Source organism: Antrihabitans stalactiti, assembly GCF_012932915.1.
Classification (GTDB): Bacteria; Actinomycetota; Actinomycetes; order Mycobacteriales; family Mycobacteriaceae; genus Antrihabitans; species Antrihabitans stalactiti.
Map to the genome: position 1 here is coordinate 131,888 of NZ_VCQU01000005.1, position 24,737 is coordinate 156,624.

At 64.7% G+C, this 24,737-nt stretch carries 26 protein-coding genes; 18 read left to right on the forward strand and 8 right to left on the reverse strand.

The features are described 5' to 3' along the window. Nucleotides 1-21: 21 nt before the first annotated feature. Nucleotides 22-867, forward strand: coding sequence for an aldo/keto reductase (locus FGL95_RS15760; RefSeq protein ID WP_169588458.1), 846 nt, complete (start codon nucleotides 22-24; stop codon nucleotides 865-867). On the opposite strand, the gene FGL95_RS15765 is transcribed toward FGL95_RS15760, so the two are convergent. Together FGL95_RS15765 and FGL95_RS15770 are read right to left on the reverse strand one after the other, a co-directional pair. Then, the gene (locus FGL95_RS15765) at nucleotides 830-1,300 is read right to left on the reverse strand and encodes a cupin domain-containing protein (protein WP_169588460.1); all 471 of its coding nucleotides are present in this window, start codon (nucleotides 1,298-1,300) and stop codon (nucleotides 830-832) included. The two genes, FGL95_RS15760 and FGL95_RS15765, sit on opposite strands and share 38 nt — an antisense overlap. Further along, nucleotides 1,297-2,391 carry an NAD(P)-binding domain-containing protein gene (locus FGL95_RS15770; protein ID WP_169588462.1) on the reverse strand — a complete coding sequence of 365 codons (1,095 nt, stop codon included), beginning with the start codon at nucleotides 2,389-2,391 and terminating at the stop codon, nucleotides 1,297-1,299. The genes FGL95_RS15765 and FGL95_RS15770 overlap by 4 nt, the downstream gene beginning before the upstream one ends. A 40-nt stretch (nucleotides 2,392-2,431) precedes the next feature. Here FGL95_RS15770 and FGL95_RS15775 point away from each other — a divergent pair, with 40 nt between their 5' ends. Together FGL95_RS15775 and FGL95_RS15780 are read left to right on the forward strand one after the other, a co-directional pair. Beyond that, complete coding sequence (locus FGL95_RS15775; RefSeq protein ID WP_169588464.1) at nucleotides 2,432-3,160, forward strand: enoyl-CoA hydratase; 729 nt, start codon at nucleotides 2,432-2,434, stop codon at nucleotides 3,158-3,160. Between the two features lie 83 nt (nucleotides 3,161-3,243). Then, nucleotides 3,244-4,359 carry an MBL fold metallo-hydrolase gene (locus FGL95_RS15780; protein ID WP_169588466.1) on the forward strand — a complete coding sequence of 372 codons (1,116 nt, stop codon included), beginning with the start codon at nucleotides 3,244-3,246 and terminating at the stop codon, nucleotides 4,357-4,359. A 28-nt stretch (nucleotides 4,360-4,387) separates the two neighbouring features. On the opposite strand, the gene FGL95_RS15785 is transcribed toward FGL95_RS15780, so the two are convergent. After that, nucleotides 4,388-4,537, reverse strand: a complete 150-nt coding sequence (locus tag FGL95_RS15785) for a hypothetical protein (RefSeq protein WP_169588468.1) — start codon at nucleotides 4,535-4,537, stop codon at nucleotides 4,388-4,390. 73 nt (nucleotides 4,538-4,610) lie between these two features. After that, nucleotides 4,611-5,231, reverse strand: a complete 621-nt coding sequence (locus FGL95_RS15790) for a sigma-70 family RNA polymerase sigma factor (protein ID WP_169588470.1) — start codon at nucleotides 5,229-5,231, stop codon at nucleotides 4,611-4,613. A gap of 162 nt (nucleotides 5,232-5,393) precedes the next feature. Between FGL95_RS15790 and FGL95_RS15795 the strand changes: the two genes are divergently transcribed. From FGL95_RS15795 to FGL95_RS15805, 3 genes are read left to right on the forward strand one after another with little or no spacing between them, the layout of a single operon-like run. Further along, on the forward strand, nucleotides 5,394-6,347 hold the full coding sequence (locus FGL95_RS15795; RefSeq protein WP_169588472.1) for an ABC transporter ATP-binding protein: 954 nt from the start codon (nucleotides 5,394-5,396) through the stop codon (nucleotides 6,345-6,347). Beyond that, entirely contained in the window at nucleotides 6,344-7,159 is an 816-nt protein-coding gene (locus tag FGL95_RS15800) for an ABC transporter permease (protein WP_169588475.1), read from the forward strand. Before FGL95_RS15795 ends, FGL95_RS15800 begins: the two co-directional genes overlap by 4 nt. Before the next feature lie 31 nt (nucleotides 7,160-7,190). Next, nucleotides 7,191-8,546: an NAD(P)-binding domain-containing protein gene (locus FGL95_RS15805; RefSeq protein ID WP_169588477.1), complete on the forward strand. Its 1,356-nt coding sequence runs from the start codon at nucleotides 7,191-7,193 to the stop codon at nucleotides 8,544-8,546. A 3-nt stretch (nucleotides 8,547-8,549) separates the two neighbouring features. Here FGL95_RS15805 and FGL95_RS15810 read toward each other — a convergent pair whose 3' ends face one another. Further along, nucleotides 8,550-9,338: an SDR family oxidoreductase gene (locus FGL95_RS15810; RefSeq protein WP_169588479.1), complete on the reverse strand. Its 789-nt coding sequence runs from the start codon at nucleotides 9,336-9,338 to the stop codon at nucleotides 8,550-8,552. A 137-nt stretch (nucleotides 9,339-9,475) separates the two neighbouring features. On the opposite strand from FGL95_RS15810, the gene FGL95_RS15815 reads away from it, so the two are divergent. From FGL95_RS15815 to FGL95_RS15835, 5 genes are all read left to right on the forward strand, one after another. Beyond that, complete coding sequence (locus FGL95_RS15815; protein WP_169588481.1) at nucleotides 9,476-9,655, forward strand: antitoxin; 180 nt, start codon at nucleotides 9,476-9,478, stop codon at nucleotides 9,653-9,655. A 35-nt stretch (nucleotides 9,656-9,690) separates the two neighbouring features. Next, nucleotides 9,691-9,882 (forward strand): antitoxin, encoded by a 192-nt coding sequence (locus tag FGL95_RS15820; RefSeq protein ID WP_169588483.1) that lies wholly within the window; start codon nucleotides 9,691-9,693, stop codon nucleotides 9,880-9,882. Between the two features lie 67 nt (nucleotides 9,883-9,949). Next, nucleotides 9,950-11,092, forward strand: a complete 1,143-nt coding sequence (locus tag FGL95_RS15825; protein WP_169589093.1) for a lipase family protein — start codon at nucleotides 9,950-9,952, stop codon at nucleotides 11,090-11,092. 35 nt (nucleotides 11,093-11,127) lie between these two features. Continuing rightward, a complete protein-coding gene (locus FGL95_RS15830) occupies nucleotides 11,128-11,424 on the forward strand; it encodes an MmcQ/YjbR family DNA-binding protein (RefSeq protein WP_240963086.1) in 297 nt (98 codons plus the stop codon). 113 nt (nucleotides 11,425-11,537) lie between these two features. Further along, on the forward strand, nucleotides 11,538-13,094 hold the full coding sequence (locus FGL95_RS15835) for a VWA domain-containing protein (RefSeq protein ID WP_338079901.1): 1,557 nt from the start codon (nucleotides 11,538-11,540) through the stop codon (nucleotides 13,092-13,094). Nucleotides 13,095-13,098: 4 nt separating this feature from the next. On the opposite strand, the gene FGL95_RS15840 is transcribed toward FGL95_RS15835, so the two are convergent. Then, nucleotides 13,099-14,016, reverse strand: coding sequence for an ABC transporter substrate-binding protein (locus FGL95_RS15840; RefSeq protein WP_338079878.1), 918 nt, complete (start codon nucleotides 14,014-14,016; stop codon nucleotides 13,099-13,101). A gap of 45 nt (nucleotides 14,017-14,061) precedes the next feature. On the opposite strand from FGL95_RS15840, the gene FGL95_RS15845 reads away from it, so the two are divergent. From FGL95_RS15845 to FGL95_RS15870, 6 genes are read left to right on the forward strand one after another with little or no spacing between them, the layout of a single operon-like run. Then, nucleotides 14,062-16,323, forward strand: a complete 2,262-nt coding sequence (locus FGL95_RS15845) for an ATP-dependent DNA ligase (protein ID WP_169588489.1) — start codon at nucleotides 14,062-14,064, stop codon at nucleotides 16,321-16,323. Between the two features lie 31 nt (nucleotides 16,324-16,354). After that, nucleotides 16,355-17,701, forward strand: coding sequence for a glutamine synthetase family protein (locus tag FGL95_RS15850; protein WP_169588491.1), 1,347 nt, complete (start codon nucleotides 16,355-16,357; stop codon nucleotides 17,699-17,701). After that, on the forward strand, nucleotides 17,682-18,404 hold the full coding sequence (locus tag FGL95_RS15855) for a gamma-glutamyl-gamma-aminobutyrate hydrolase family protein (protein WP_338079879.1): 723 nt from the start codon (nucleotides 17,682-17,684) through the stop codon (nucleotides 18,402-18,404). Before FGL95_RS15850 ends, FGL95_RS15855 begins: the two co-directional genes overlap by 20 nt. A gap of 13 nt (nucleotides 18,405-18,417) precedes the next feature. Continuing rightward, nucleotides 18,418-19,770, forward strand: a complete 1,353-nt coding sequence (locus FGL95_RS15860; RefSeq protein WP_169588495.1) for an aldehyde dehydrogenase family protein — start codon at nucleotides 18,418-18,420, stop codon at nucleotides 19,768-19,770. Between the two features lie 13 nt (nucleotides 19,771-19,783). Next, nucleotides 19,784-20,551 (forward strand): 3-oxoacyl-ACP reductase, encoded by a 768-nt coding sequence (locus tag FGL95_RS15865; RefSeq protein ID WP_169588497.1) that lies wholly within the window; start codon nucleotides 19,784-19,786, stop codon nucleotides 20,549-20,551. 58 nt (nucleotides 20,552-20,609) lie between these two features. Beyond that, nucleotides 20,610-20,963: a YciI family protein gene (locus FGL95_RS15870; RefSeq protein WP_169588499.1), complete on the forward strand. Its 354-nt coding sequence runs from the start codon at nucleotides 20,610-20,612 to the stop codon at nucleotides 20,961-20,963. Between the two features lie 7 nt (nucleotides 20,964-20,970). On the opposite strand, the gene FGL95_RS15875 is transcribed toward FGL95_RS15870, so the two are convergent. Beyond that, nucleotides 20,971-21,708: an energy-coupling factor transporter transmembrane component T family protein gene (locus FGL95_RS15875; RefSeq protein WP_169588501.1), complete on the reverse strand. Its 738-nt coding sequence runs from the start codon at nucleotides 21,706-21,708 to the stop codon at nucleotides 20,971-20,973. Continuing rightward, nucleotides 21,705-23,663 carry an ABC transporter ATP-binding protein gene (locus FGL95_RS15880; protein ID WP_169589097.1) on the reverse strand — a complete coding sequence of 653 codons (1,959 nt, stop codon included), beginning with the start codon at nucleotides 23,661-23,663 and terminating at the stop codon, nucleotides 21,705-21,707. The genes FGL95_RS15875 and FGL95_RS15880 overlap by 4 nt, the downstream gene beginning before the upstream one ends. A gap of 153 nt (nucleotides 23,664-23,816) precedes the next feature. On the opposite strand from FGL95_RS15880, the gene FGL95_RS15885 reads away from it, so the two are divergent. Continuing rightward, the gene (locus FGL95_RS15885) at nucleotides 23,817-24,731 is read left to right on the forward strand and encodes a cation diffusion facilitator family transporter (RefSeq protein ID WP_169588503.1); all 915 of its coding nucleotides are present in this window, start codon (nucleotides 23,817-23,819) and stop codon (nucleotides 24,729-24,731) included. Nucleotides 24,732-24,737 lie beyond the last annotated feature (6 nt).

Below are 24,737 nucleotides of genomic sequence, written 5' to 3' on the forward strand. Positions count from 1 at the left end.
AGTATGTGGCACGGTGGAGGCATGGCCTTTCGCAGCGAGACGAGTTCTGTACCGACAATCGTGCTCAACGACGGAAATGTGATTCCGGCGCTCGGCTACGGCGTGTTCCGCATCCCGGACGCCGAAGCGACCGCCGCAGTGGAGGAAGCCCTGGCCGCCGGCTACCGCAGCATCGATACCGCAGCCATCTACGGCAACGAGGTCGGCACGGGGCGTGCGATCGCAGACTCCGGCCTCCCGCGCGACGAAGTGTTCGTCACGACCAAACTCTGGAACGACGACCAGGGCTACGAGTCGACGCTGCGCGGGTTCGACGCCAGCCTGGACCGCCTGGGTCTCGATTACCTGGACCTCTATCTCGTCCACTGGCCGTGCGCGGGCAAGGGTCTGTTCATCGACACCTTCAAGGCAATGCAGAAGGTGAAAGCAGACGGACGAGTCCGGTCGATCGGCGTCTCCAACTTCACGGTGGCCAATCTCGAGGAGCTGATCGCGGCGGTCGGTGAGGTGCCGGTCGTCAACCAAATCGAATTGCACCCCAAGCTGATTCAGACCGAGCTCCGCGAATTCCATTCCGCCCACGGCATTGCCACCGAGGCATGGAGCCCGCTGGGTGCAGGCAAGATTCTCGACGATCCGGTGCTCACCGAAATAGCCGAGCGGCTCGGCAAGACCACGGCGCAGGTGATCATCCGGTGGCACTTGCAGCTCGGCAACGTCGTCATCCCGAAATCGGTGACGCCGGAACGTATTCGCAGCAACTTCGACGTGCTCGGTTTCGAGCTGAGCAGCGACGACCTCCAGGCGATCAGCGGCCTGAACGCCGACTTCAGGACCGGTCCGGATCCTGATGCGTTCGGTTCGTAGCGTCGGCTAGCCGGAAGTCCGCGAAATCGAATCCCGGTCCGACGACGCAGCTCACGAGTGCCGGTTCTGCGCCGAGCGGTCGGGCACGCTGCCAGTGCCGGGGTGGGACGAGGACTTGCGGTGTGTCTGGTCCGACGACGATGTCGGACACCTCGCCAAGTGCGTCGCCGTCGCCGCCGAGACTCACCACCATCGGACTTCCCCGGTGGTACAGCCACAATTCGGCACCGAGGACGGTGTGCCAGTCGGACTGCTGTCCGGGTTCGAGCAGGAAGAGAATTGCGGTGCCTGCCCGCCGGGTGCCCGGGTAGCCAGCCGGTAGAGCGTCGAGCGGGATGACCACGTCGCTGCGCCACGTTTCGCGGTACCAACCGCCTTCGGGATGCGGGAGGAGGTCGAGGTCGTGGGCCCACGCGGGACGTTCCTTGGTCAACTTCGACTCCTTTGAGTCGTGAGTTCGCGGACCGCGGCGCGGCCCGCTCGATTGGCGCCGATTGTGCTGGCGGACGGTCCGTAGCCGAGCAAGTGGATTCTTGGGTCCGCGGCGACTTGGGTGGCGAGGCGTCCGGTCATCGTGATGCCCCCGCCCGGACCGCGCAGCCGCAACGGCGCGAGATGATCGAGCGAGCTGCGAAAACCCGTGCACCACAGAATGACGTGCGCTTCCTGGAACGTTCCGTCGGCCCAGCGAACGCCGTCGGGCTCGATGGTGGAGAACATCGGGCGGCGCTGCAGCACACCCCGTGCGCGGGCTGCGCGGACTCGGTCGTCGACCGGCAGACCTGTCACCGACACGACCGAACCAGGCGGCAAACCGCGACGGACGCGGTCCTCGACCATCGCCACCGCACGCCGACCGAGTTCCGGAGTGAAGGGTTCTTCGCGAAATTGCGGCTCGGACCGCGTCACCCAGGTCGTCGACGTGACGAGTGAGATTTCATCGAGCAGCTGCACTGCCGACACTCCGCCACCGACCACCACGACGTGCTTGCCGACGAACTCGTCGGCGGTGTCGTAATCCTTGGTGTGCAGCTGCTTACCCGAAAACGTTTCGGCGCCGCGGTAATACGGGATGAAGGGGTGCTCCCACGTGCCGGTGGCATTGATCAGCGCGCGCGTAGAAATGTCGCCGTGGTTCGTCTCGGCGCGCAACGGACCGGTGCGATCACCGCTGTCGCACACAACGGTCACCGTGGTCGGCCGCTCGACCTGCAAGTCGAACTGCTCCTCGTAGCGGCGGTAGTACTCCGGCACGGCCTCGGAGGCGCGCACCGTCGCGGACCCGTCCCCGAGCGTGTCGGCAAACGCCATGCCCGGCAGGTCGCTCACACCGTTCACCGTGGTCAGCGTCAGCGACGGCCAGCGAAACTGCCACGCGCCACCTGGACCTGGGGCGTGGTCGACCACCAGGAAGTCCTTGTGTGGGACCAATCCGACCTTGCGCAGGTGGTAGCCGGCGGACAGCCCGGCCTGACCGGCGCCGATCACCAATACGTCGACCGTGCGCTTCGTCGGTTCCTCCACACACCAAAAGTACGCACAGTAGGACTGATAGGTTCTGGCGATGATCGGATTCAGCCGAGACGGGGACGTAGTAACGATCGAGCTCCAACGCGAGGAGCGGCGCAATGCGCTGAACGCCGAGCTGTGTGACCTCCTTCGTGACGCGGTCGAAAAGGCAACGAACGAAGACGCTCGAGCGATCGTCCTGACGGGGCGCGGGTCGGTGTTCTGCGCCGGTGCGGACCTCTCGGAGGTCTATTCCGAAAACTTCACCGAGAACCTGCTCGGCATGCTGCACACGATCGATTCGGTGCCGGTGCCGGTGATTGCCGCAGTGAACGGTCCGGCGTTGGGTGCGGGTACGCAACTCGCGATCGCCTCGGATCTTCGGGTCGTCTCACCCGACGCCTTCTTCGCGATTCCGGCTGCCAAGCTCGGCATCACAGTCGATCGCTGGACCGCGCGACGCTTGGCCTCCCTGGTGGGTGGCGGTCCGGCGCGGACCATCCTGCTCGGCGCCGAGCCGGTGTGGGCTCAGGATGCGTACGGCTACGGCCTCGCGAACAAGCTCGGGACCTTGGCCGACGCGCACGCCTGGGCGAAATCGATCGCCGAGTTGGCGCCACTGACCCTGCAGCACCTGAAGCTCGTGCTCAACGACGACGGCACCCAGGACGAGGAATCACACGAGCAGCGAGCTGCGTTGCTCACGGCGTGGACGAGTGACGATGCCAAAGAAGGTCGCCTGGCCCGCAAAGAAAAGCGCCACCCGAAATTCACGGGTCGGTAGTTGCTGACCAGCATGTGAGCAGGCCGGCGTCCCCGCGAACCGCGGGAGCGGAGCGAGCGCAGAAGAATCAGTAGTGTGGTGATGTGAACGTCAAAGGTGCTACTGCCTCTGTCCTAGGCTTCGCGGGTCTGTCGTGGGTCGCGAAGGAAGCCGCCGCAACGCGCGCGTCGATCGGCGCGTCGCAGTCCGATATCAAGCCGTACGCGACCGGCTCGTCGCATTTCCGTGACGGGACGTTCCACAACACGGAGGCGCCGCCGGCCACCGCGCCGAGTGACCCGACGCCGATCGTGAAGGGAATGCTGACGCGAGGCAAGGTCGGTCGGCCGAACGGTGATGTTCCGCTGGCGACGCCACTTGCGCCCGCCGACGCCGCCGAACTGGCGCTGACGTGGTACGGCCACGCGTCGGTTCTGGTCGAGATCGATGGTTACCGGGTGCTCGCCGATCCGGTCTGGAGCGAACGGTGCTCACCGTCGGCGAAGATCGGGCCGGCACGGCTACATCCGGTGCCGGTAGAAATCGAGGCCTTGCCGCCGGTCGATGCGATCGTGATCAGTCACGACCATTACGACCACCTCGATCTTCCGACTGTCGAGGCGCTCCTGCTACACCAGAATGCACCGTTCGTCGTGCCGCTCGGCATCGGTGCGCATCTGCGTCAATGGAACGTACCCGAGGATCGCATCGTCGAACTCGACTGGGACGCAAGCGTATCCATCGGTGCGCTGACGATCACCTGCACGGAGGCGAGGCACTTCTCCGGCCGCGGCTTGGTTCGCAATACGACGCTGTGGGCATCCTGGACTCTCCAGGGGCCCACGCGCCGAGCGTATTTCGGCGGCGACAGCGGATATGGCAAGTGCTACAAGGAGATCGGCGAAACGCACGGCCCCTTCGACCTCACCATTCTGCCGATCGGCGCGTACAACGACTTCTGGCGTGAGATTCACATGAACCCCGAGGAAGCGGTCCAGGCGCACGCCGACCTCAACCAAGGCGATGCGACGGCGGGCACACTCGTCCCGATTCACTGGGCGACCTTCAACCTCGCCTTCCACACCTGGAGCGAGCCGGTCGAGCGCTTGACCGCTGCGGCCGAGCCGGCGGGCACTCCCGTATTCGTGCCGATGCCGGGCCAGCGCGTCGATATCGCCCGCCCGGCGGCGCAGCAGAATTGGTGGGACGGACTGAGCTAGCTCGCCCCGACCCGACCAGCAACAGCAGTTATTGGCAGCCGCAGGTCCCGGGGGCGGCGTCGGCTTTCTCGGCGCCGCAGCAGGTGGACTTCTCGCTCGGCTCGCAACAGACCTGCTGTTTTGCCGGCGTGCAGCAGGTGTTCGGCGTGACCTTTTCGGCAATGTCGGATTCGTTCATGGCATTTCCCCTTGATAGGAACGGTTGTGCTTGCTCCTGTTCAGACGATCCGCCCGGCAAATGGACGCAATCGTCACGCAGGATGCGCCGAACTCCCAGAGCAGCCGCAGCTATCGGGGCGCGTGTACTCCATCGGCATGCCGCGAGAGTCGAGCGTCAGGGCGCAACAACGCCGCAGCACGTCGACCAGCTGCTGCCGACCGCGTTGAACACGGGACTTCATCCCCGACACCGAGATGCCTTCCAGGCGCGCCGCCTCCGCCTGGGCGTTACCGTCGAGATCGGTCAATTCCAGCGCTCGGCGATAGGTGGGTGTCAGTCCCTCGAGTAGCGGCCGCAAACACCCGGCGAGTTCGGTCATCACCTCATCCGAGCTGTCCCAGCTAGCCTCGACGTCGTCGCGCATGTCGCCAGGGGCGGCATCGAGCTGTTCACGTGCACGTGCGACGCGGCGGTATTCGTCTGTGACGGCATTGCGCGCGATGCGAAATACCCAGCCGGCCAGTCTCTCCCGGTCGTCGAGGCTGCCGACATTTTCATGAATTTTGATCAGAACTTCACTCACGATGTCGTCGGCACGATACGGGTCGTTGATCCGCCGGTGCACGAACGACCGTAGTTCCGCGCCGAACCGGCGCCAGACATCTTCGACTGTCGGATGGCCGGCCTCGGCCGTCATCTCTTGCACGCTCATGGTCGAGTCCTTCTTCGTCGTTGGGCACAGAGGTCGCCTGAGACGCTCCTCGCCCGTACAGACGACGGTACGGCCAGAAGGACGCAACCGGGACCCCGTTTGCGTCCATTCGCAGTCGTCGGCGTCTGAGCAGTCACACCGTCGATTCAGGAGGCCGCACCGATGTCCAGCACCCTTCTCATTCCTGTTCGAACCGCAACTCCGGTCGTGGTCGAGGACCTACACGTTGCATTCGGTAAGGCGCGGGCCCTCGACGGAGTCGACCTCGAAGTACGGGCCGGCACCACGCTCGGCGTACTCGGGCACAACGGCGCAGGCAAAACCACTCTGATCAAGGTGCTCACCACATTGCTCCGCCCGACGACCGGACGGGTGGTCGTCGACGGCCTCTATGTGGTCACGGACGCAACGGCAGTGCGCCGGCGGATCGGGGTAACCGGTCAATACGCCGGTCTCGACGAATTCCTCACCGCCCGAGAAAATTTGGAGCTCGTCGGCCGTCTTGCCGGACTCCGCACACAGGCACGTGTCCGGTCGGGCGAACTGATCGACCGCCTCGGACTGCAAGATCTGGCTTCGCGACGCATCGGCGAGTTGTCCGGCGGATCGCGTCGGCGAGTCGACCTGGCTGCAAGCCTCGTCGGCTCGCCATCCGTGCTGTTCCTCGACGAACCCACCACCGGGCTCGACCCACTCGCCCGCACCGCGCTGTGGGAGGTCGTCGACGAACTCACCACCAACGGAACGACCGTGGTGCTCACCACCCAATATCTCGAAGAAGCCGACCGGCTCGCTGACCACATCGTCGTGCTGAACAAGGGCCGTGTCGCAGCACGCGGCACACCTACGCAGTTGAAACGCATCGTCGGCGGCAAAGTTGTGACCGCCACGATCCCCGCCGATCGACTCCACCGATTGACTTTCCCCACAGATGCGGCACGCCTCGTCGCTTCCGACCAGGTTCGGGTTTCGGTCACTGCGAACGATGCCGCGACCGCCGCAGATGTCGTCGCTCGCCTCGTCAGCGACGACGTCGAGTTCAGCGACCTCGACATCGCCTCACCCAGTCTCGACGACGTCTTCACTCATATCGCCCTCGAAGGAGCTCTCTCATGAATGCCTTGCTCGCAGTCGATGCCACGCGGTCGCCTGTCGTTGACCAATTGATCGCACTCGTCGTCCGCAACCTGCGCACCAGCGCCCGTGTCCCGCAATTGTTGATGTTCTCGCTGACGATGCCGATGGCGATGCTTGTGTTGTTCAGCCAGGTATTCCGCAGTGTCGCAGCCGGACCCGAGTTCCCGACCGGTGTCAGCTACATAGACTTCCTCACCCCAGCCATGCTCGCTGTTTCTACGGTGATGGCCGGAACGAACGCGGGGGTGTCGGCAGCGATCGATCACACCAACGGTCTGCACGACCGATTCGCCGCCCTTCCGATGCGCTCGTGGCTACCTGGCGTCGCCCGCACGATCAACGAAGCCGCATTCACCCTTGTCCGTGCGGCACTCCTCGGCATCGCCGCTGTCGCGCTCGGCTTCCGGTTCCATGGCAGCGTCGGCGACGCGGTCGCCGGACTCGCCGTCCTGGTGGTGTTGGCTGCGGCGATGAGCGCCCTGTTCGGACGCATCGGCGACCGGCTCCGCCGGCCCGACGTCGTCCAGTTCGCCGGAATGATGGTGATGATGCCGTTCATGTTCGTCTCCGGAGCGTTCGCGCCGCTCGACACGATGCCCCGCTGGATGCAAGCCTTCGCGGCACTCAACCCAGTCGCGCACGCCACCGACGCCCTCCGTGGGCATGTGCTCGGAACTGCCACCGTCGGCGATTCCGTCACTGCTCTTCTCGCCGCGATTGCACTGTGGATAGCGGTCATGGCCGTGCCCAGCGTCGCCCAATTTCGCCGCAGCACAGTGTCGAACGGTTAGTTCGATGTTTATCGAAGAAGGGATGAAGTCAATGAACGAGAAGGAATACAACGAGTTGCCGGTCGTGGTGGTCGGCGCCGGACCGATCGGCCTTGCCGCCGCCACCCAGCTGCGTGAACGCGGACTGACCCCGATGGTGTTCGAACGTGGGCCTGGAGCCGGCGCAGCGGTGTCGCAATGGAACCACGTGCGTGTGTTCTCCCGGTGGGGCGAGCTGATCGACCCCGCCGCACGCCGCCTGCTCGAGACGACGGGCTGGACCGCACCCGGCAGAAACTCGTACCCCACCGGCAAGCAGTGGACCCGCGACTATCTCGTCCCGTTGGCGGACGCGCTCGGAGATGTCGTTGTGTTCGACACCGAGGTCATCGGGGTTGCGCGTCGCGGCCGGGACCGGGTCGTGGACGCCGGGCGTGACACCGAACCATTGACCGTGCATGTTCGCCGCGGCGATGGCAGCGATGCCCGCATCGATGCGCGAGCCGTGATCGACGCCTCTGGAACCTGGGGTGCACCGAACCCGCTCGGCGGCGACGGCCTGCCCGCTCTGGGTGAGCTTGCCGCGTCCAATTCGATCTCGTACCGCGTTCCCGATCTCCACGATCCATCCGTCCGGGCCCGCTACGCAGGCCGACACACCGTCATCGCCGGCAGCGGGCACTCTGCGCTTACGGCGATCATTGCTCTCGCCGACCTGGGACGCGATGCGCCCGGAACTCGGATCACGTGGGTGCTGCGGCGAGGGGATGTCGGTGCGACATTCGGCGGTGGCAAATCCGATCAACTTCCCGCCCGGGGTGCACTCGGTGAACGCGCCAAGAAGGCCGTCGACGCTGGACTCCTGCGTGTAATTACCGGATTCCGCACCGCGACAGTAGATTCCACCGCCCATGGGCAACTTGCGCTGATATCCGACGCCGGGCAACGTATCGACGCGATCGACCGTGTCGTGGTCTTGACCGGTTTCCGGCCGGACCTCTCGTGGCTCTCGGAAATCCGGCTCGGTCTCGACCCGGTACTGCAGGCACCGACTGCGCTGGCACCGTTGATCGACCCGAACATCCACTCCTGCGGCACCGTCTACCCGCACGGAGTCACCGAACTCACTCATCCGGAACCGAACGTCTACCTCGTCGGCATGAAGAGCTACGGCCGCGCACCGACGTTCCTCGCGATGACCGGATACGAGCAGGTCCGCAGCATCGCCGCCGCCCTCGCCGGTGACCGTGCCAGCGCTGAACGGGTCGAACTGACCCTCCCCGACACTGGTGTCTGCGGCGGCGCTGGAGTGTTCGAGGACCAACGAACAACCGGATCCGTCGGCGATCGCAGCGCGGCTCTCGCCGACCCGCGACTGATCACACTGTCCGCGTCCGGCGTCAATTGAGCTCTAGTGGCTTTGGGGTTCGCGATCGGCCAGGTGCTGCTCGAATGTGATCGTGCCGAACACGGAGGACGGCGCAAGATTGTGGCCGTCGCGGTAGGCCGCGAATGTTCCTCCCGGCAACGAGATCGGGACGATGCGACGTCGCCGATGCGCTGCCTTGGAGTACGCCGCAGCGAGGTCTTCGGCGGTCCGCACCTCCGGGCCGCCGATATCGGGCACACGGCCCGCTGCGGGCTTGTCGACGATCTCGCCGAGGCGGGCCGCCACATCGCGCACATCGATCGGCTGGAATCGAATCGACGGCGCAAACAGCAGCGGTAGCCGGCGCTGGCCGGCGAACATCGAATGGACCAGGTTGTGGAACTGGGTTGCTCGAACCGTCGTCCACGGCAGTTCGGCCGAGGCGACCAGATCCTCGACCTCGCGTTTGCTGCGGTAATAGAACATCGGGATGTCGTCGATGCCGACGATCGAGATGTAGACCAGGTGCGGCCGACCACTGGTGGCCTTGGCCGCCGCGATCAAGTTCTTCGCAGCGGCGACGTCGCCCCTCGGGGCCGTCGCACAGTGCACGATGACGTCGACGCCGTCGACTGCCTCGGCCAGACCTTCGTTTTTGCGGAGGTCAGCGGTCGCCCACTCCGATGCGTCGACGTCTTTCGGTCGCGGGCGCCGACTGAGAATCCTGACTCGAGCACCGTCGGCCTTCAGCTCTTCGTGAACCGCCCGGCCGAGAGTTCCAGTGCCGCCGGTCAAAAGGACCGTCGCTTCGCTCGCCCCGTCTTGCGCCATACGTCGATTGTGTCCGTTCGTGAGGTTGTTCACAGGGTCTTTTCATCCCACAGATCGCCTCAGGGTAACTACTGTGAATTTCAGGGCGTCACGACGTGGCGACCGGACCATCGGCTTCGAGTTTCTAGGAGACACATATGGGCGCATTCGACTCGATCAAGGGTCTCGCGGACAAGGCGAAAGACTTCGCCGAGAAGAATCCGGACAAGGTCGACAACATCATCGACAAGGCCGGCGACGCTATCGACGCTAAGACGGGCAACAAGTTTGCCGACAAGGTCGACAAGGCACAGGACGCAGCCAAGAAGGCGCTGTAGCCTTCTCGAGTCTCAGCAACGATAAAGGAGCTTCAATGGGGATCGGTGACAAGCTCAAGGGCGTAGTCGACAAGGGCAAAGATGCCGTGTCGAAGAACGCCGACAAGATCGAAGACGCCGTCGACAAGGCTGGTGGTTTTGTCGACAAGAAGACCAAAGGCAAGTACTCGGACAAGATCCAAAAGGGCAAAGAAGCGGCCAAGAAAGTGATCCCGCCGCAGGCCTGACAAAGACGCCAAAGGAGCCGCAATGCCGGAAGTGCATTTCATGTACGACCGGGATTGCGGCTTCTGCATGAAGAGCCTGGCTTTGTGCGCCGCCGTCTTGCTGCTCGGCGCTTGTTCCGACCCGCCCCGGACGGACCCTGCGCCGCAGGGGACCGAGCGCGGAGCAGTGCTCAGCCAAGAGCCGATGCCCGCGACGTCGACAGGCGCTGCGGTCACGAAGATTCGGTACCGATCGACGTCCGGCGTCGATGGGGGAGGTGCCGAGGTCACCGGCACGGTCTTCACTCCGGCTGGTCCGGCACCGTCGGGTGGCTGGCCGATCGTGACGGTCGGGCATGGGACCACTGGCGTCGACGACGAGTGCGCGCCATCGAAGTATCCGGACCTGCTCGGCAGCATTTCGCTCGTCACGCCGCTGCTCGAGCGCAGATTCGTCGTCGTGGTGTCCGATCTGCAAGGTCTCGGCAGCGACGATCCGCATCCGTATCTGGAGCCGAATGCCGCGGCTTACGATCTGATCGACGCGGTGCGTGCGGCACGCTTCGTCGTTCCGGACACGTCGACGAAGTGGGCTGCGCTCGGTGTCTCGCAGGGCGGTCAAGCATCCTGGGCCGCTGCCGAGCGGGCGGCCGACTACGGCGACGGTCTCGACTTCGTCGGGTCGGCGAATCTGTCGCCGGCGGCCGACATTTCGGGAGTAGCGGCGACCGACGGCGACGTGAACTTGTCGATCCCGCAACAGATCTTTCTGCCGTCGTTGATCGCGGGTCTGCAGGTATTGCATCCTGAACTGAATCCCGACGATTACATGCACGGCAACCTCGCCGCGAACAAAGCGATTCTGCTTGCCTGCACCGGTCCGGACGCCGACCGAAAGCTCAGCGTCGCCTTGAAACTGAAGAAGGAAGACAGCAGGCCATCGTCGACCGAGGCCAAGGACAGGATGGCGACCTGGTTGCGCGATCTGGCCTTGCCGAAAACCAAGGCTGCCGGTCCGATGCTGGTGGTCGTCGGGGAACACGATCCGGTGATCTTCCCGCAGTGGACGCGCGCAGCAGTCCAGCGCGCGTGCGCGTTGGGCGATGTCGTCGAGTGGGAATCGCGGGCGGATGAGGGGCACGGCGATTCGCGAGCGATCCCTGGCGCCGTCGCATGGATCGTCGACCGGGTCGCGGGGGCACCCGCGCCGAACAGCTGCGGGCAGCTGTGACGACCGACGTACTGGAGCGACTGCGCGCACTGTGCATGAGCATGCCGAAGGCCACCGAGCGGCAAAGCCATGGCGAGCCGGCGTGGTTCGTAGGTCGCTCGCCACAGTTCGCCACTTTCGCCGACCATCACCACGATGATCGCGTGGCCTTTTGGGCCGCAGGACCGCCTGGTGCGCAACAAGATTGGGTGTCCCGGTATCCGGGCCGATTCTTCGTTCCGCCGTACGTCGGCGGTAGGGGTTGGATCGGTGTCTACCTGGACGTTGAACAGGACTGGGACGAGATCGCAGATATCGTCGCGGACGCATACCACGCGGTCGCATCACGGTAGAATCTGCTGTCCAGAACCACAGACAGTGAAGAGGTCTGCCAATGGGTCGCCATATTGCACCTCCTGCGGTTGGGCGGCGGCAGCGGCGGCCGAACCTGTTCAGGTGGACCTTGATCGCGCTCGTTGCGATCGTCGTCGTCGGCCTGGGTGTGTTCGGGTACAACAAGGTCTTCGGCGGTTGCGGCGACATCGCGTCCATCTCGGTAGCTGCCGACCCCACGATCGCCTCCGTCGTATCCAAGGTCGCCGCTAGTGCCGATCCCGAGGATCTCGGCTGCGCGAAACTGGACGTCCAGGCGAAGGCTCCCGCGGAGGTGGCTCAGACCCTGTCGAAACCGGAATCGCTACCAGCACTATGGATCCCCGATTCCTCGGCATGGATGGTGAAGGCGCTCAAAGCAACTGGCGCGCCGCTCGATTCCGCTAGCCAGTCGATCGCAACCACGCCGGTTGTCATCGCGACCAAGCAAGGTGATACCCCGCTCTTCGACACCTGGTTGAGCGTGCTGAAACGTCCCGGGTTGCGGATCGGCGACCCACTGACCGACACCGTTGCGAACGGCCCGGTCCTGGCCGCGCTTGCAGAAGCCGAAAAGGGCAAGGTCGACCCGAATGCGATAACCGCGGCGCTCGTTCCCATCGCGCAGGCGCAGGCGACGAACACCAAGCAGAAGACCGCAGATGAGCGGCTGGCCGAGGTGAATCGTGATGGGGGAGTGGCGATCGCCACCGAGGAGCAGGTGGTCGCGTACAACGCGGCGAACTCCGGCGCAAACCTGGTGGCGTCGGTGCCGGTCACCGGTGCGTTCGTCTTGAACTATCCGATCGCGGTGACCGCTCCCGCGGGCGAGCAACACGACAAGGCGAAGGAGGCGGGCGTCAAGCTCGCAGAGGCCATCGTCGGCAGTAAGGCGTTGTCGGAGGCAGGTTTCCGTGGCCCCGACTTCGCGCCACTCGACGGCAACAGGGGCGCGGGCAAGCTAGAGGTGCTGACGGTGTCCGACCAAACCGTCGTCGACACCGCGTTGCGGCGATATGCGGTGCTGGCCTTGCCCGCTCGGTTCTTGGCAGTGCTGGATGTGTCGGGGTCGATGAAGACAGCCGCGGGCGGGACCACCCGCATCGATCTGCTGGGTCAAGCTTTGGAGAACACGATCCGGCTGTTCCCCGACAACGCGCAAGTCGGTCTGTGGGCGTTCTCGATCGACAAAGGTGGCCCAGGTCAGGACTGGCGCGAGCTGCTTCCGATTCGGACCCTCGGGGACAAGTTCGACGGCAAATCGCAACGTGAGCTCGTGCTCGAGCAGGACCGCAATCTCGGCGCCCTCGTCGGCGGCGGAACCGGGCTGTACGACACCACGCTCGCTGCGTTCCGCAAGGTTCAGTCGACCTACGATCCGCATTACATCAACAGCATCGTGATCGCGACCGACGGTACGAACGAGGATCCGAACAGCATCTCGCTCGAGGAGCTGCTGGCGACGTTGAAGAAGGAGCAGGACCCGTCGAGACCCGTCATCATCGTCACCGCTGGTATCACCGATGACGCGGATGCAGCCGTCCTCAAACAGATTTCCGACGCGACACCAGGCGGCAGCAGCGTGATCGCGCGCAACGCCGCCGACATCCCCAACATCGTCGTCGAAGTGCTCAAGGCCCGCACTCGCTGACCGACTACTCGAGCACCTTCGCGCCAGCGGTGTCGGCGAGCCACTCCTTGGCGAGCTTGTCGAGGGTGCCGTCCTGGAACAGCGAGTCGACCGCAGCGCTGACGCAGGCAGTCAGCCTGCTGCCCTTCTGCAGCACCAGGCCGAAGAACTCGGTGACCTCGTTGGGCCGAGGGAACTGCCCGACCAAGACGCTGCCAGGAATCTGGGACGCCGCAATTTCGAAGCCGGTCGGGATGTCGACGACGAGGGCGTCGATCGTGCCTTCCTGCAGCGCTGCCTTAGCTTCGTCGTTGGTTGCGAACTCGAGCGCAGGCGTGGTGGGCTGCAGGGTCTCGACGATGGCCGCCAGGCTTGTCGAACCGCGTTGCGCGCCCAGTTTGAAGGCGCCTAGTTCGGAGAGTGCTTCCACTTTCGCGGCCGGGTTGTCCGCCATTGCCACGATCGACTGTGCGACCGCGTAATACGGCGACGAGAAATCGACGGCCGCACGTCGGGTGTCGAGAATGGTGAACTGGTTGATGTCGAAGTCGAAGGGCTTGTCACCGGGCTGCAGGGCCTCGTCGAACGCGATCGAAACGAATTTCGTCTTATCCGGCGAGTAGCCGAGCTTGCTCGCAACCGACCGCGCGACCGCACCCTCGAAGCCTTTGCCATTGGCCGGATCGTTGTCGTTGAACCACGGCTCGTATGCCGGGCTGTCGGTGGCAATCGTCAACATGCCAGCCTCGCGGGTTGCCCCGCTGTCCGGTCCGCAGGTTGTGGCGGCACCGGTCGGCGGCAGTTTCGTGAACGCCGGCCCGACCGTGGTCGACGACGTGGCGCCGCCGGCGTCGGAATCCGACCCTGAGCAGGCCGCAACGAACGCGGCGGCACACGCGAAGAGCAGTGTCAGCCGGATCGTGCGGGCTATGAGGGTAAACACGTCGCAATCTTGCCCGGGTGACGGCAGTGCGGCAAGGTGAGCGCTATGCCAACTCGGACCATCGACGGTCGGCGCCTCGAGTTGTCCAATCTCGACAAGGTGCTCTATCCGAGCACAGGGACCACCAAGGGCGAGGTGATCGACTACTACACGGCGATCGCACCCGCGATGTTGCCGCATATCGAGGGCAGGCCGGTAACCCGAAAACGCTGGCCCAACGGCGTCGACCACACCGCGTTCTTCGAGAAGAATCTCGTGAAGTACGCACCTGATTGGGTGGAGCGCAAGGTAATTCACCACAAAGAACGCGTGATCGAGTATCCGGTCTTCGATTCGGTCGCTGGGCTGGCCTGGCTCGGTCAGCAAGCGGCGCTGGAAATCCATGTGCCGCAATGGCGGTTCGACGGAGACGAGATCGGTCCGGCGACCAGGCTGGTATTCGATCTGGATCCTGGCGAGGGCGTCGATTTGGCGGACTGTGCGCGTGTCGCGGTTGCCGTGCGCGACATGGTCGCCGAAGTCGGTCTCACGGCTTTCCCGGTGACGAGCGGCAGCAAAGGCATCCATGTGTACGTGCCGCTGGACCGCAAACTCACGCCAGGCGGTGCGTCGACCGTCGCCAAGCAGGTCGCAGGCAATCTGGAGAAGTTGTACCCGAAATTGGTGACGTCCAACATGTCCAAGGCCGTGCGCGTGGGCAAGGTCTTCCTCGATTGGAGCCAGAACAACCCGGCGAAGACGACCATTGCGCCGTATTCGATGCGTGGCCGAGATCAGCCGATGGTTGCGGCGCCCCGGACCTGGGCGGAGATCGAGGACGCGGAATCGTTGCAACACTTGCGGTTCGACGAAGTGCTTCGGCGGTACGAGGCAGACGGCGATCTGCTGGCTGACCTCGACCCGGGTGCAGACTCGCTCGAAAAGTACCGCAGCATGCGCGATCCCGCGAAAACTCCCGAACCTGTGCCGTCCGCGCGGCCGAAGCCGGGTGCGGGCAATGCATTCGTCATTCAGGAGCATCATGCTCGACGATTGCACTGGGATGTCCGCCTGGAACGCGACGGCGTCCTCGCATCGTGGGCGGTACCGAGGGGAGTGCCGACGACGTCGTCGGAGAATCGGCTTGCCGTCCACACCGAGGACCATCCGATGGAGTATCTGACCTTCCACGGCTCTATTCCCAAGGGGGAATACGGCGGTGGCGAGATGACGATCTGGGATACCGGCACATACGAGACCGAGAAGTGGCGGGACAGCGAGGTGATCGTCTGGCTGCACGGCGAGCGAGTCGACGGTCGGTTCGCGCTGATTCAGACCAAGGGCGACCAGTGGTTGATGCACCGGATGAAGGACCAATCGCCGATCGTGCCTGCCGGGAAGTCCGACCTGCCACGCGATCTCGCGCCGATGCTGGCCACACAAGGCAACGCGGCCGAATTGAGTTCCGATGAATGGGTTTTCGAGGCGAAGTGGGACGGCTATCGGCTGATCGTCGAAATCGCCGGTGGGGAAATGAAATTGCGCAGTCGCGCGGGAAACACTGTGACCGATCGATATCCAGGGCTCGAATCGCTGGTGGCAGACCTCGGCGATCATGAGGTCGTGCTCGACGGTGAGGTCGTGGTGTACGACGAGAAGGGCATTCCGAACTTCGGACTGCTCCAGCAAGGCGGCGCAAAGGCCGAATTTCTCGCGTTCGACGTGCTCTACCTCGACGGCACGGCATTGCTGCGCAAGAAGTACACCGATCGTCGCCGTGTGCTCGAGGCACTCGCTGCCATGGCGCCGTCGATCGTCGTGCCGCCGCTGCTCGACGGCACCGGTGCGGAAGCAATGGAGCACAGCCGCAAGCAGGGGTGGGAAGGCGTCGTCGCAAAGCGCAAGGATTCCGTCTATCTCCCTGGCAAACGCTCAGGTGCCTGGGTGAAGTCGAAGAACTGGCGGACCCAGGAAGTGGTGATCGGCGGTTGGCGACGTGGTCAGGGTGGTCGGTCCAGCGGGATCGGCTCGCTGCTCGTCGGAATTCCGGAGGGAGACGGTCTGCGTTACGTCGGTCGCGTCGGCACCGGGTTCACCGAGAAGGCCCTGGACGCGCTGGCCGCCACGTTGAAGCCGATGGAGCGCAAGACCAGCCCGTTCGACGAGGTACTGCCTGCCGCCGAACGCAAGGACGCGGTCTGGGTGACCCCGAAACTGGTCGGGGAAGTTCGGTTCGGTGAGTGGACCGGCACCCAACGTCTTCGCCACCCTGCGTGGCGTGGTCTGCGCGACGACAAGCGTCCCGAAGACGTAGTGCGCGAGGACTGACAAGGGTGGTACTAATGGGTCGGAGGTGGCCATGCTCACGTTGACCGAGCTCAGCTGGAAGGTCGAGGCAGGCCTAGTCGACACGGTGCTTGTCGCGGTGACCGACATGCAGGGCCGATTGCAGGGAAAGCGCTGCGCCGCTCGCTATTTCCTCGACGAGGTGGTCCCACATGCCACCGAAGCGTGCAACTATTTGCTGGCCGTCGACGTCGACATGACGACTGTGGCGGGTTATGCGATGTCGTCGTGGGACACGGGGTACGGCGACTTCGTGTTGAAGCCGGACTTCGCGACGCTGCGGCTGATCCCGTGGTTGGAAGGCACCGCGCTCGTGCTCTGCGATCTCGAGTTCGTCGACGGCGGTCCCGTCCCGCAGTCGCCCCGGCAGATCCTGAAAGCTCAGCTCGACCGACTTACCGAGCGCGGGCTGCGCGCCTTCGTCGGCACCGAGCTGGAGTTCATCGTCTTCGAGGACACCTATGAGCAGGCGTGGAACGGCGGTTACCGCAACCTCACGCCGAGCAACCAGTACAACGTCGACTACTCGATGCTCGGGACGTCGCGCATCGAACCGCTCCTGCGCAGGATCCGCAACCAAATGGCGGGCGCCGGACTGTATGTCGAATCCGCCAAGGGGGAGTGCAACCCCGGCCAGCACGAAATCGCGTTCCGCTACGACGAGGCGCTGAAGACGTGCGACAACCACAGCATCTACAAGACAGGTGCGAAGGAGATTGCCGCGCAGGAGGGTAAGAGCCTCACTTTCATGGCGAAATATAATGAGCGCGAAGGAAATTCGTGTCACATCCATCTCAGTCTGCGGTCCAAGGACGGTAAGGCAGTGCTGGCGGGCGACCGGCCGCACGGCTTCTCGCCATTGATGGAACATTTCGTCGCAGGGCAATTGGCTTGTCTGCGCGAATTCACCTACCTGCTTGCCCCGAACATCAACTCCTACAAACGCTTTGCCCCCGGCAGTTTCGCGCCGACCGCAGTCGCGTGGGGTGTCGACAACCGGACCTGCGCACTCCGGGTCGTCGGCCACGGCGAGTCGTTGCGACCGGAGAACCGCGTGCCCGGCGGCGATGTGAATCCGTACCTCGCCGTCGCGGCCTTGATCGCGGCGGGCCTGCACGGCATCGAGAACGAGCTCGAGCTCGAACCCGAATTCAAAGGCAACGCATACAATTCCGACAAGCCGAGCGTGCCGTTGACATTGCGTGACGCCGCGGACCTGTTCGGTCGCAGTGACATCGCTCGGGCAGCATTCGGTGCCGACGTGGTCGACCATTACCTGAATGCGGCGAAGATCGAACTCGCCGCATTTGACGCCGTTGTCACCGATTGGGAGAAGATCCGTGGGTTCGAGCGGCTCTGACCATCGGCCGCTGATCGGCGTCACCACCTACATCGAGGACGCGCGATACGGCGCGTGGGAGACCCGAAGCGCCGTCCTGCCGCAGGTGTACTTCGATGCGATCCTGCGCGCCGGTGGCGTACCGGTCTTGATTCCGCCGGTCGGTGACGGGCATCGGGAGTTGGTGCGGCGCTTCGACGGCTTGGTGCTGTCCGGCGGCGCAGACGTCGACCCGGGTCTGTACGGACACGAGCCGCACGAGCGGACGCGCAACACCCGCCCCGACCGCGACGCGTTCGAACTGTCCTTACTCGAGCAGGCGCGAGCGGCGGAATTGCCGATCTTCGCAGTCTGCCGTGGCATGCAACTGCTCAATGTCGCGCTCGGCGGAACTCTGGTGCAGCACCTGCCCGACACTCTCGGCCACGACGAACACCTGCCCACCCCAGGGGTTTACGGCAGCCAGACGGTCGAGACGCTGGACGGCAGCAAGGTCGCGCAGATCGTCGGTGCCGAGGTCACCGTTCGCTGCCATCATCACCAAGCAATCGACATCCTCGGCGCGGGCCTGCGCGCGACGGCATGGTCGACGAACGGCGTCATCGAGGCGGTCGAAAACGACGACGAGACGTACCTGCTGGGCGTCCAATGGCATCCGGAGGAAGACGTGACCGATACTCGATTATTCGCGGCGCTCGTCGATGCCGCCCGACAAAGGTTGTGAGTCTGAGGTGCGCATGACTGAGGTGATCAATCCGGCGACAGAGATTGTTGTCGCGTCGGTGCCATCGACGAGTCTGGAGGAAACGGACGCAGCGATCGCGCGAGCTCAGGCTGCGTTCCCGACCTGGCGGGACGTGGCGCCAGCCGACCGTTCCCGGCTGCTGCGGCGGTTCGCAGACGCGGTCGAGCAGGACGCGGAAAACCTTGCGCAACTGGAAGTATCGAATTCTGGGCACACGATCGGGAATGCGCGGTGGGAAGCCGGGAATGTGCGCGACGTACTCACCTATTACGCTGCGGCGCCGGAACGCTTGCTGGGCAAGCAGATTCCGGTTCCGGGTGGTATCGACATCACGTTCAACGAGCCGCTCGGCGTCGTCGGCGTCATCGTGCCGTGGAATTTCCCGATGCCGATTGCGGTGTGGGGGTTCGCGCCCGCGCTGGCTGCGGGCAACACGGTCGTCGTCAAACCTGCCGAGCTGACGCCGCTGACGGCGATTCGGCTTGGCGAATTGGCTCGCGAGGCCGGTCTTCCCGAGGACGTGTTCCAGGTACTGCCTGGCAAGGGATCGGTTGTCGGGCAACGGTTCGTCACCCATCCGGCGGTGCGCAAGGTGGTGTTCACCGGCTCCACCGAAGTCGGCAAGCAGATTATGGCGGGCTGCGCCGAGCAGGTGAAACGAGTGACGCTCGAGCTCGGCGGAAAGAACGCCAACATCGTGTTCGCCGACGCCGATATCGAGCGCGCGGCAGCGACCGCGCCCTACGGAGTGTTCGACAACGCCGGCCAGGACTGCTGCGCACGATCACGGATTCTGGTGCAGCGAAGTATTTTCGATCGCTTTCTGGAATTGCTGGAGCCCGCGGTCCAGGGCGTGGTCGTCGGCGATCCGGGCAGTGAGGCGACCGAAATGGGACCGCTCATCTCCGCTGCCCATCGTGCGTCGGTCGCCTCCTTCATCGACGACCCCACCGTCGCGTTTCGTGGCTCAGCCCCCGACGGACCTGGGTTCTGGTTTCCGCCGACGGTCGTGCTGCCCAGTTCGCCTACGGACCGCACCGTCACCGAGGAGGTGTTCGGTCCTGTCGTGACTGTGCAAGCGTTCGAGGACGAGGCGGACGCGATCCGGATGACGAACGACACCGACTACGGACTGTCCGGCTCGATCTGGACCAACGACCTCGGGCGTGCTCTGCGGGTTTCGCGTGCGGTCGAGGCAGGCAATCTGTCGGTGAATTCGCATTCGTCCGTTCGGTATTGGACGCCGTTCGGCGGGTTCAAACAGTCCGGGCTCGGCCGTGAACTCGGCCCTGACGCTGCCCTCGCATTCACCGAAACCAAGAACGTATTCATCGCCACGAGCTAGGAGTAACCGAATTATGGTGCAGCGCTTACAGGATCGCGTCGCCGTCGTAACGGGTGCCGGGAGTGGAATCGGACTCGCGTCCGCCAAGAGACTCGCGTCCGAGGGCGCGAAAGTGGTGGTCGCCGACGTCGACCCGGTCGCGGGGGCGGCTGCAGCCGAGGCGGTCGGCGGTCGGTTCGAGCAGGTCGACGTCACGGACCCCGCAGCCGTAGAAGCGTTGTTTCAGAACACCTTCGACGCGTTCGGATCGGTCGATATCGCGTTCAACAATGCTGGGATCTCCCCGCCCGACGACGATTCCATTCTCACCACCGGCCTCGATGCCTGGCGCAAGGTTCAGGAAGTGAACCTGACTTCGGTCTATCTGTGTTGCAAGTCGGCCATCCCATTCATGCAACGCAACGGCAAGGGTTCGATCATCAACACCGCGTCCTTCGTCGCGGTGATGGGTGCGGCGACCTCGCAGATCTCCTACACCGCATCCAAGGGCGGCGTGCTCGCGATGAGCCGTGAACTCGGAGTGCAATTCGCTCGCGAAGGTATTCGCGTCAACGCGTTGTGCCCCGGACCGGTGAATACGCCACTGCTGCAAGAACTCTTCGCGAAAGACCCGGAGCGCGCAGCCCGGCGGCTCGTACACATTCCGATGGGCCGCTTCGCCGAACCCGAGGAGATTGCTGCCGCCGTCGCGTTCCTGGCAAGTGACGACTCGTCGTTCATCACAGCTTCGCAGTTCCTCGTCGACGGCGGCATCGCGGGCGCGTACGTCACTCCCTTGTGAGGATGTCGAGGCCGAGCGGTCGGTCTCGACGTCCCGTACAAGAAGGGAAGGTGACGCAATGAAGTACTTGGTTTTGATCTACAGCAACCCGTCCACGTGGGCGGATACGTGCGATATGTCGGGGTGGCGGGAACACTTCGCGCTCGATGCCGAGCTGAACGAGTCCGGCGAGTTGCTCAGCTCCGAACCGTTGGAGGACCCGGTGCTGACCCGGGTTGTTCGGGTGCGCGACGGCGTGGTCTCCACGACCGACGGACCGTACGCGGAGGCGAAGGAGTACCTCGCCGGCTACTACTTGGTCGAATGCGAGACCGAGGAGCGTGCCATCGAAATCGCTGCCAGGATGCCGGATGCGCGGGTCAGCGCGGTCGAGGTGCGACCGGTGATGAACAACGAGGGCCTGGAAATGTGAGCGCGTCCTACAACGCGATACCCATGACCACTCCGGCGACCGACACGACCGCGATGAGGACGAGCGCGACCGCGTCGGACCTGCCAGGTCGCGATTCGTAGGCGGTCAACTGCCCGGTGCCGCCGCGCGCGGTGATCGCCTCGCCGAGTTCTCCAGCGCGCCGCATCGCGACCGCCATGGCGGCAGTGACGATGTCGATGAGTCCGTTGTCGCGGGCGTTCTGCGGTCGGCCGCCTTTGGGGCGTAGCTGCCGCGCTGCACGAAGCACCCGCATCTCCTCGATCAGCAACGGCAAGCTGCGGAGGCACAATGCGACAGCGACAGCCCATTCGTCGACCGGCAGCCGCAGTTTGCGCAGTGGAGCGCCGAGGGTCGAGATCGCGGGCGCAATCTCGTTCATCGGTGTCGTCCACGCGATCATCATCGACGCGAAGAGCAGCAGAAACGCGAAGACGGTGATCTGTAGGTACCGCACAACGGCTTCGAGGCCGATGGGGGCGTTCACGACGATGCCCAGCGACATCAGGAACCAGAACCACCAGGGCAGCCGCGGTAACGCGCCGAGTGGGACGCGTGCAGCGACTGCGGTAAAGACGAGGACCGCCGTGATCATGCCCAGCACCGGCCAGGTCGGCAGGAACATCAGCAGCAGGCTGACCGCGAGGACCGCTAGCAGTTTCGTGCCTGCCCACAGCCGGTGAATGACGGTGTCGCCGGGGACGCGGCGAAGTAGCACGGTGCTCATCGGGAACTCCCTGCTGTGGTCGGGGCGTCGGCTCTGATCAGACCGGACTCGAGCCGGACCACTCTGTCGCACACCGCTGCCATTCCTTCGACGTCGTGCGAGATGACGACGAGCGTGAGTCCGTCGGCGCGCATCGTGCCCAGGAGTTCGACGATCCCGCGTCGCCCGTCCGGGTCCAGACCGGCGAGCGGCTCGTCGAGGACGACGAGGCGCGGGTTGCTTGCGAGGATTCCCGCGAGGACCACACGCCGGGCTTGCCCGCCGCTGAGCTCGTCGATTGCTCGGGCGGCAAACGCCCGGTCGAGTCCGACGGCGTCCAACGCGCGACCGACCTGACCGGATCCGACGCCAGGCCCGCCCCAGGACGCGATCTCCTCGCCGACCGTGCGGCGCTGCAACTGCAAACGGGAGTGCTGGAACGCGAGACCGACTCGACCCACCTGCGACGACGTGGGTCGACCATCGAGCTCGCAGCTGCCCGAGGTTGGTTCGATCAGTCCGGCCATCGCCCATGCGATCGTCGACTTACCCGATCCGTTGCCGCCGACGACCAGCACGCCCTCGCCGCGGTTGATCGTGAGATCGATGCCGTGCAAAGCCTCGGTCGCCCACGGTGTTCCAGCGAGGTAGGTGTGGCGGACGCCCTTCAACTCCAACAGCGGCGTGCCAGCCTTGCCGCCGTCGGTGACGCCGGACGGCTCGGGTTGGTGCCATTCGGGATGATGCGCGACCGCGCGGCCGCCTGCGAGGTGGACCACTCGGTCGGCAGCGGCGGCCTCGTTCTCCTGATGGGTCACGAGCACCACAGCCATCCGGTGCCGCTTCGGCAGGGCGGCCAGCAGCGCGACCAGCTCGCGCCGACCGTCCGGGTCGACCATTGCCGTCGCTTCGTCGGCGATCAGCAAGCTAGGTCGGCGCGCGAGTGCGGCGGCAACAGCAAGGCGCTGCTGCTGACCGCCGGACAGCGAACTGGTCTCGCGGGCACCCAAGCCGGCCAGTCCGACCTCGGTGAGCAGCCCTTCGACATCGACGGTCGCGTCTTTCGGCAACCCCCAGACGACGTCGTCGGCGACGAGCACGCCGAGGATCTGACTCTCGGGCCGCTGCAAGACGACTGCGGTGCCGCCGAACTTGCCGAGACCTGCCGACCCGGGTCGAGTGACGGTGCCGGTGGTCGGCGGTCGACCCGCGAGGATCCGCGTCAACGTCGACTTTCCAGATCCGTTGTGACCGACGACGGCGACGAATTCACCGATGTCGACGGTCAGATCGATCCCGGACAGGACGTCAGTGCGGCCGCCGGGGTAGCGGTAGGTCACTTTGTCGAGGCGGACCGGAACGGGGGCGACGGGGCGGTCGTCGTCGGGGGCGTCGAGGTGATCTTCGGCAGGAAGCCATGCGAGCCGGTCGAGCACGGCGCCGAGGACCCACCAGGAAAAGATCGCGCCGATGATCGTGCTCACGATCACCGAGCCGCCGATCCACTGCCACCAGTGGTGCAGGACCGAGTCGACGACGGCGGTGAAGCCGTTCGCAACGGGGACGAGAATCGGCGCGTTCGACGCGATGTCGGAGATCCCGCGGGCGGTGTTGCGCAGTGAGTCGAACACCAAGGTCCGGGCGGGGGTGAACAGGGCGAGCATCCCGACGGCCAGTGCCGCGGACACGATCCCGGCGACGGTCGAGTAGAGCAGAACGGTCGGCATGCCACGCCCACGGCGCTTGACGTTGCCGACGATTCCGCCGAGGACTGCGCACGACAAGACGGTCGTCATGGCGAGGAATCCGCCTGCGACGAACGCGACCGCCATTGCGGCGATCGTTGCCGTGAACAGTGCGCGCGGGCGATGACGCTGCGCGATGATGCCCATCGGTATGGCGGCGAGCAGCTGCAGCGCGTTGAGGAACGGCACGAAGCTCGCGACGACCGAGAGCGCTATGGTGACACCGCCCATGACAGCGCCGGTCGCGAGCTCGATCGGGCGCAAAGGCCCTCGCGGCGAGAGCTGGGCGGCGATTTTTGTCACCTATCCAGTGTGCCAGTGGGTTCTGTGGAATCTATGGCATTCCTGGTTGCATTCATGCGCATGTACGCATATGTTAGAGCGATGGGTCACGACCACTCGCATGCACAGGCGCCGGAGAGCGCCTCCGGTAAGTACGTCAGCAGGCTCGCCCTCGCCCTCGCCATCGGCGGGGTGTTCATGATCGTCGAGTTCGCGATCGCATTCGCGACGTCGTCGCTGGCAACACTGTCCGACGCTGCGCACATGCTGACCGACGTCGTCGGATTGTCGATGGCCCTCGGTGCGATCATGCTGGCCAAGCGCAGCGCGCCGACCTTCACCAGAACGTTCGGGTACTACCGCGGTGAGGTGCTCGCTGCACTGGCGAACGCCGTTCTGCTGTTTGTCGTCGCGGGTTACGTTCTCGTCGAGGCGATTTCGCGAATCGGCGAACCGCCGGAGGTGCCCGGATGGCCGGTCCTCATCGCAGGTGTCGCAGGTATCGGGGCGAACGTCGCGTCGTTCCTGTTGCTCAGGTCGGGGGCGAAGGAAAGCCTCAACATCCGGGGTGCGTACCTGGAAGTCGTTGCGGACCTGATCGGTTCGGTCGGCGTCGTGATCTCAGCGCTGATCACGCTGACCTTCGGCTGGCTGTACGCGGACATGATCATCGGTGTGCTGATCGGGTTGTGGGTCCTGCCCCGAACGTTCATGTTGGCTAAGCGGTCGCTGCGAATTCTGTTCCAGCACAGCCCCGACCAGTTGGATGTCGAGCTGGTATCGGCCGCGCTGGAAGCGCTGCCCGGCGTCGACAACGTCCACGATCTGCATGTCTGGACGTTGACCTCCGGGATGGACGTCGCGTCCGCGCACATCACGACCGCCGACGGTGCAGATGCCGGGGTGGTGCTGCGCGCCGCGCAGGACATCCTGGCTGTCGAGTACAAGATCGAGCACGCAACGCTGCAGGTCGAGGGGCCCGATTCGGCCAGACGGTGCAACGAGCTGTCCTGGTGATCGACT

Coding starts and splice junctions, on each gene's coding strand:
- FGL95_RS15760 (WP_169588458.1), top strand. CDS start 22: ATGGCCTTTCGCAGCGAGACGAGTTCTGTACCGACAATCGTGCTCAAC.
- FGL95_RS15775 (WP_169588464.1), top strand. CDS start 2,432: ATGATCGGATTCAGCCGAGACGGGGACGTAGTAACGATCGAGCTCCAA.
- FGL95_RS15785 (WP_169588468.1), bottom strand. CDS start 4,537: ATGAACGAATCCGACATTGCCGAAAAGGTCACGCCGAACACCTGCTGC.
- FGL95_RS15790 (WP_169588470.1), bottom strand. CDS start 5,231: ATGAGCGTGCAAGAGATGACGGCCGAGGCCGGCCATCCGACAGTCGAA.
- FGL95_RS15795 (WP_169588472.1), top strand. CDS start 5,394: ATGTCCAGCACCCTTCTCATTCCTGTTCGAACCGCAACTCCGGTCGTG.
- FGL95_RS15800 (WP_169588475.1), top strand. CDS start 6,344: ATGAATGCCTTGCTCGCAGTCGATGCCACGCGGTCGCCTGTCGTTGAC.
- FGL95_RS15805 (WP_169588477.1), top strand. CDS start 7,191: ATGAACGAGAAGGAATACAACGAGTTGCCGGTCGTGGTGGTCGGCGCC.
- FGL95_RS15810 (WP_169588479.1), bottom strand. CDS start 9,338: ATGGCGCAAGACGGGGCGAGCGAAGCGACGGTCCTTTTGACCGGCGGC.
- FGL95_RS15815 (WP_169588481.1), top strand. CDS start 9,476: ATGGGCGCATTCGACTCGATCAAGGGTCTCGCGGACAAGGCGAAAGAC.
- FGL95_RS15820 (WP_169588483.1), top strand. CDS start 9,691: ATGGGGATCGGTGACAAGCTCAAGGGCGTAGTCGACAAGGGCAAAGAT.
- FGL95_RS15825 (WP_169589093.1), top strand. CDS start 9,950: ATGAAGAGCCTGGCTTTGTGCGCCGCCGTCTTGCTGCTCGGCGCTTGT.
- FGL95_RS15830 (WP_240963086.1), top strand. CDS start 11,128: ATGAGCATGCCGAAGGCCACCGAGCGGCAAAGCCATGGCGAGCCGGCG.
- FGL95_RS15845 (WP_169588489.1), top strand. CDS start 14,062: ATGCCAACTCGGACCATCGACGGTCGGCGCCTCGAGTTGTCCAATCTC.
- FGL95_RS15850 (WP_169588491.1), top strand. CDS start 16,355: ATGCTCACGTTGACCGAGCTCAGCTGGAAGGTCGAGGCAGGCCTAGTC.
- FGL95_RS15860 (WP_169588495.1), top strand. CDS start 18,418: ATGACTGAGGTGATCAATCCGGCGACAGAGATTGTTGTCGCGTCGGTG.
- FGL95_RS15865 (WP_169588497.1), top strand. CDS start 19,784: ATGGTGCAGCGCTTACAGGATCGCGTCGCCGTCGTAACGGGTGCCGGG.
- FGL95_RS15870 (WP_169588499.1), top strand. CDS start 20,610: ATGAAGTACTTGGTTTTGATCTACAGCAACCCGTCCACGTGGGCGGAT.
- FGL95_RS15875 (WP_169588501.1), bottom strand. CDS start 21,708: ATGAGCACCGTGCTACTTCGCCGCGTCCCCGGCGACACCGTCATTCAC.
- FGL95_RS15880 (WP_169589097.1), bottom strand. CDS start 23,663: ATGGGCGGTGTCACCATAGCGCTCTCGGTCGTCGCGAGCTTCGTGCCG.
- FGL95_RS15885 (WP_169588503.1), top strand. CDS start 23,817: ATGGGTCACGACCACTCGCATGCACAGGCGCCGGAGAGCGCCTCCGGT.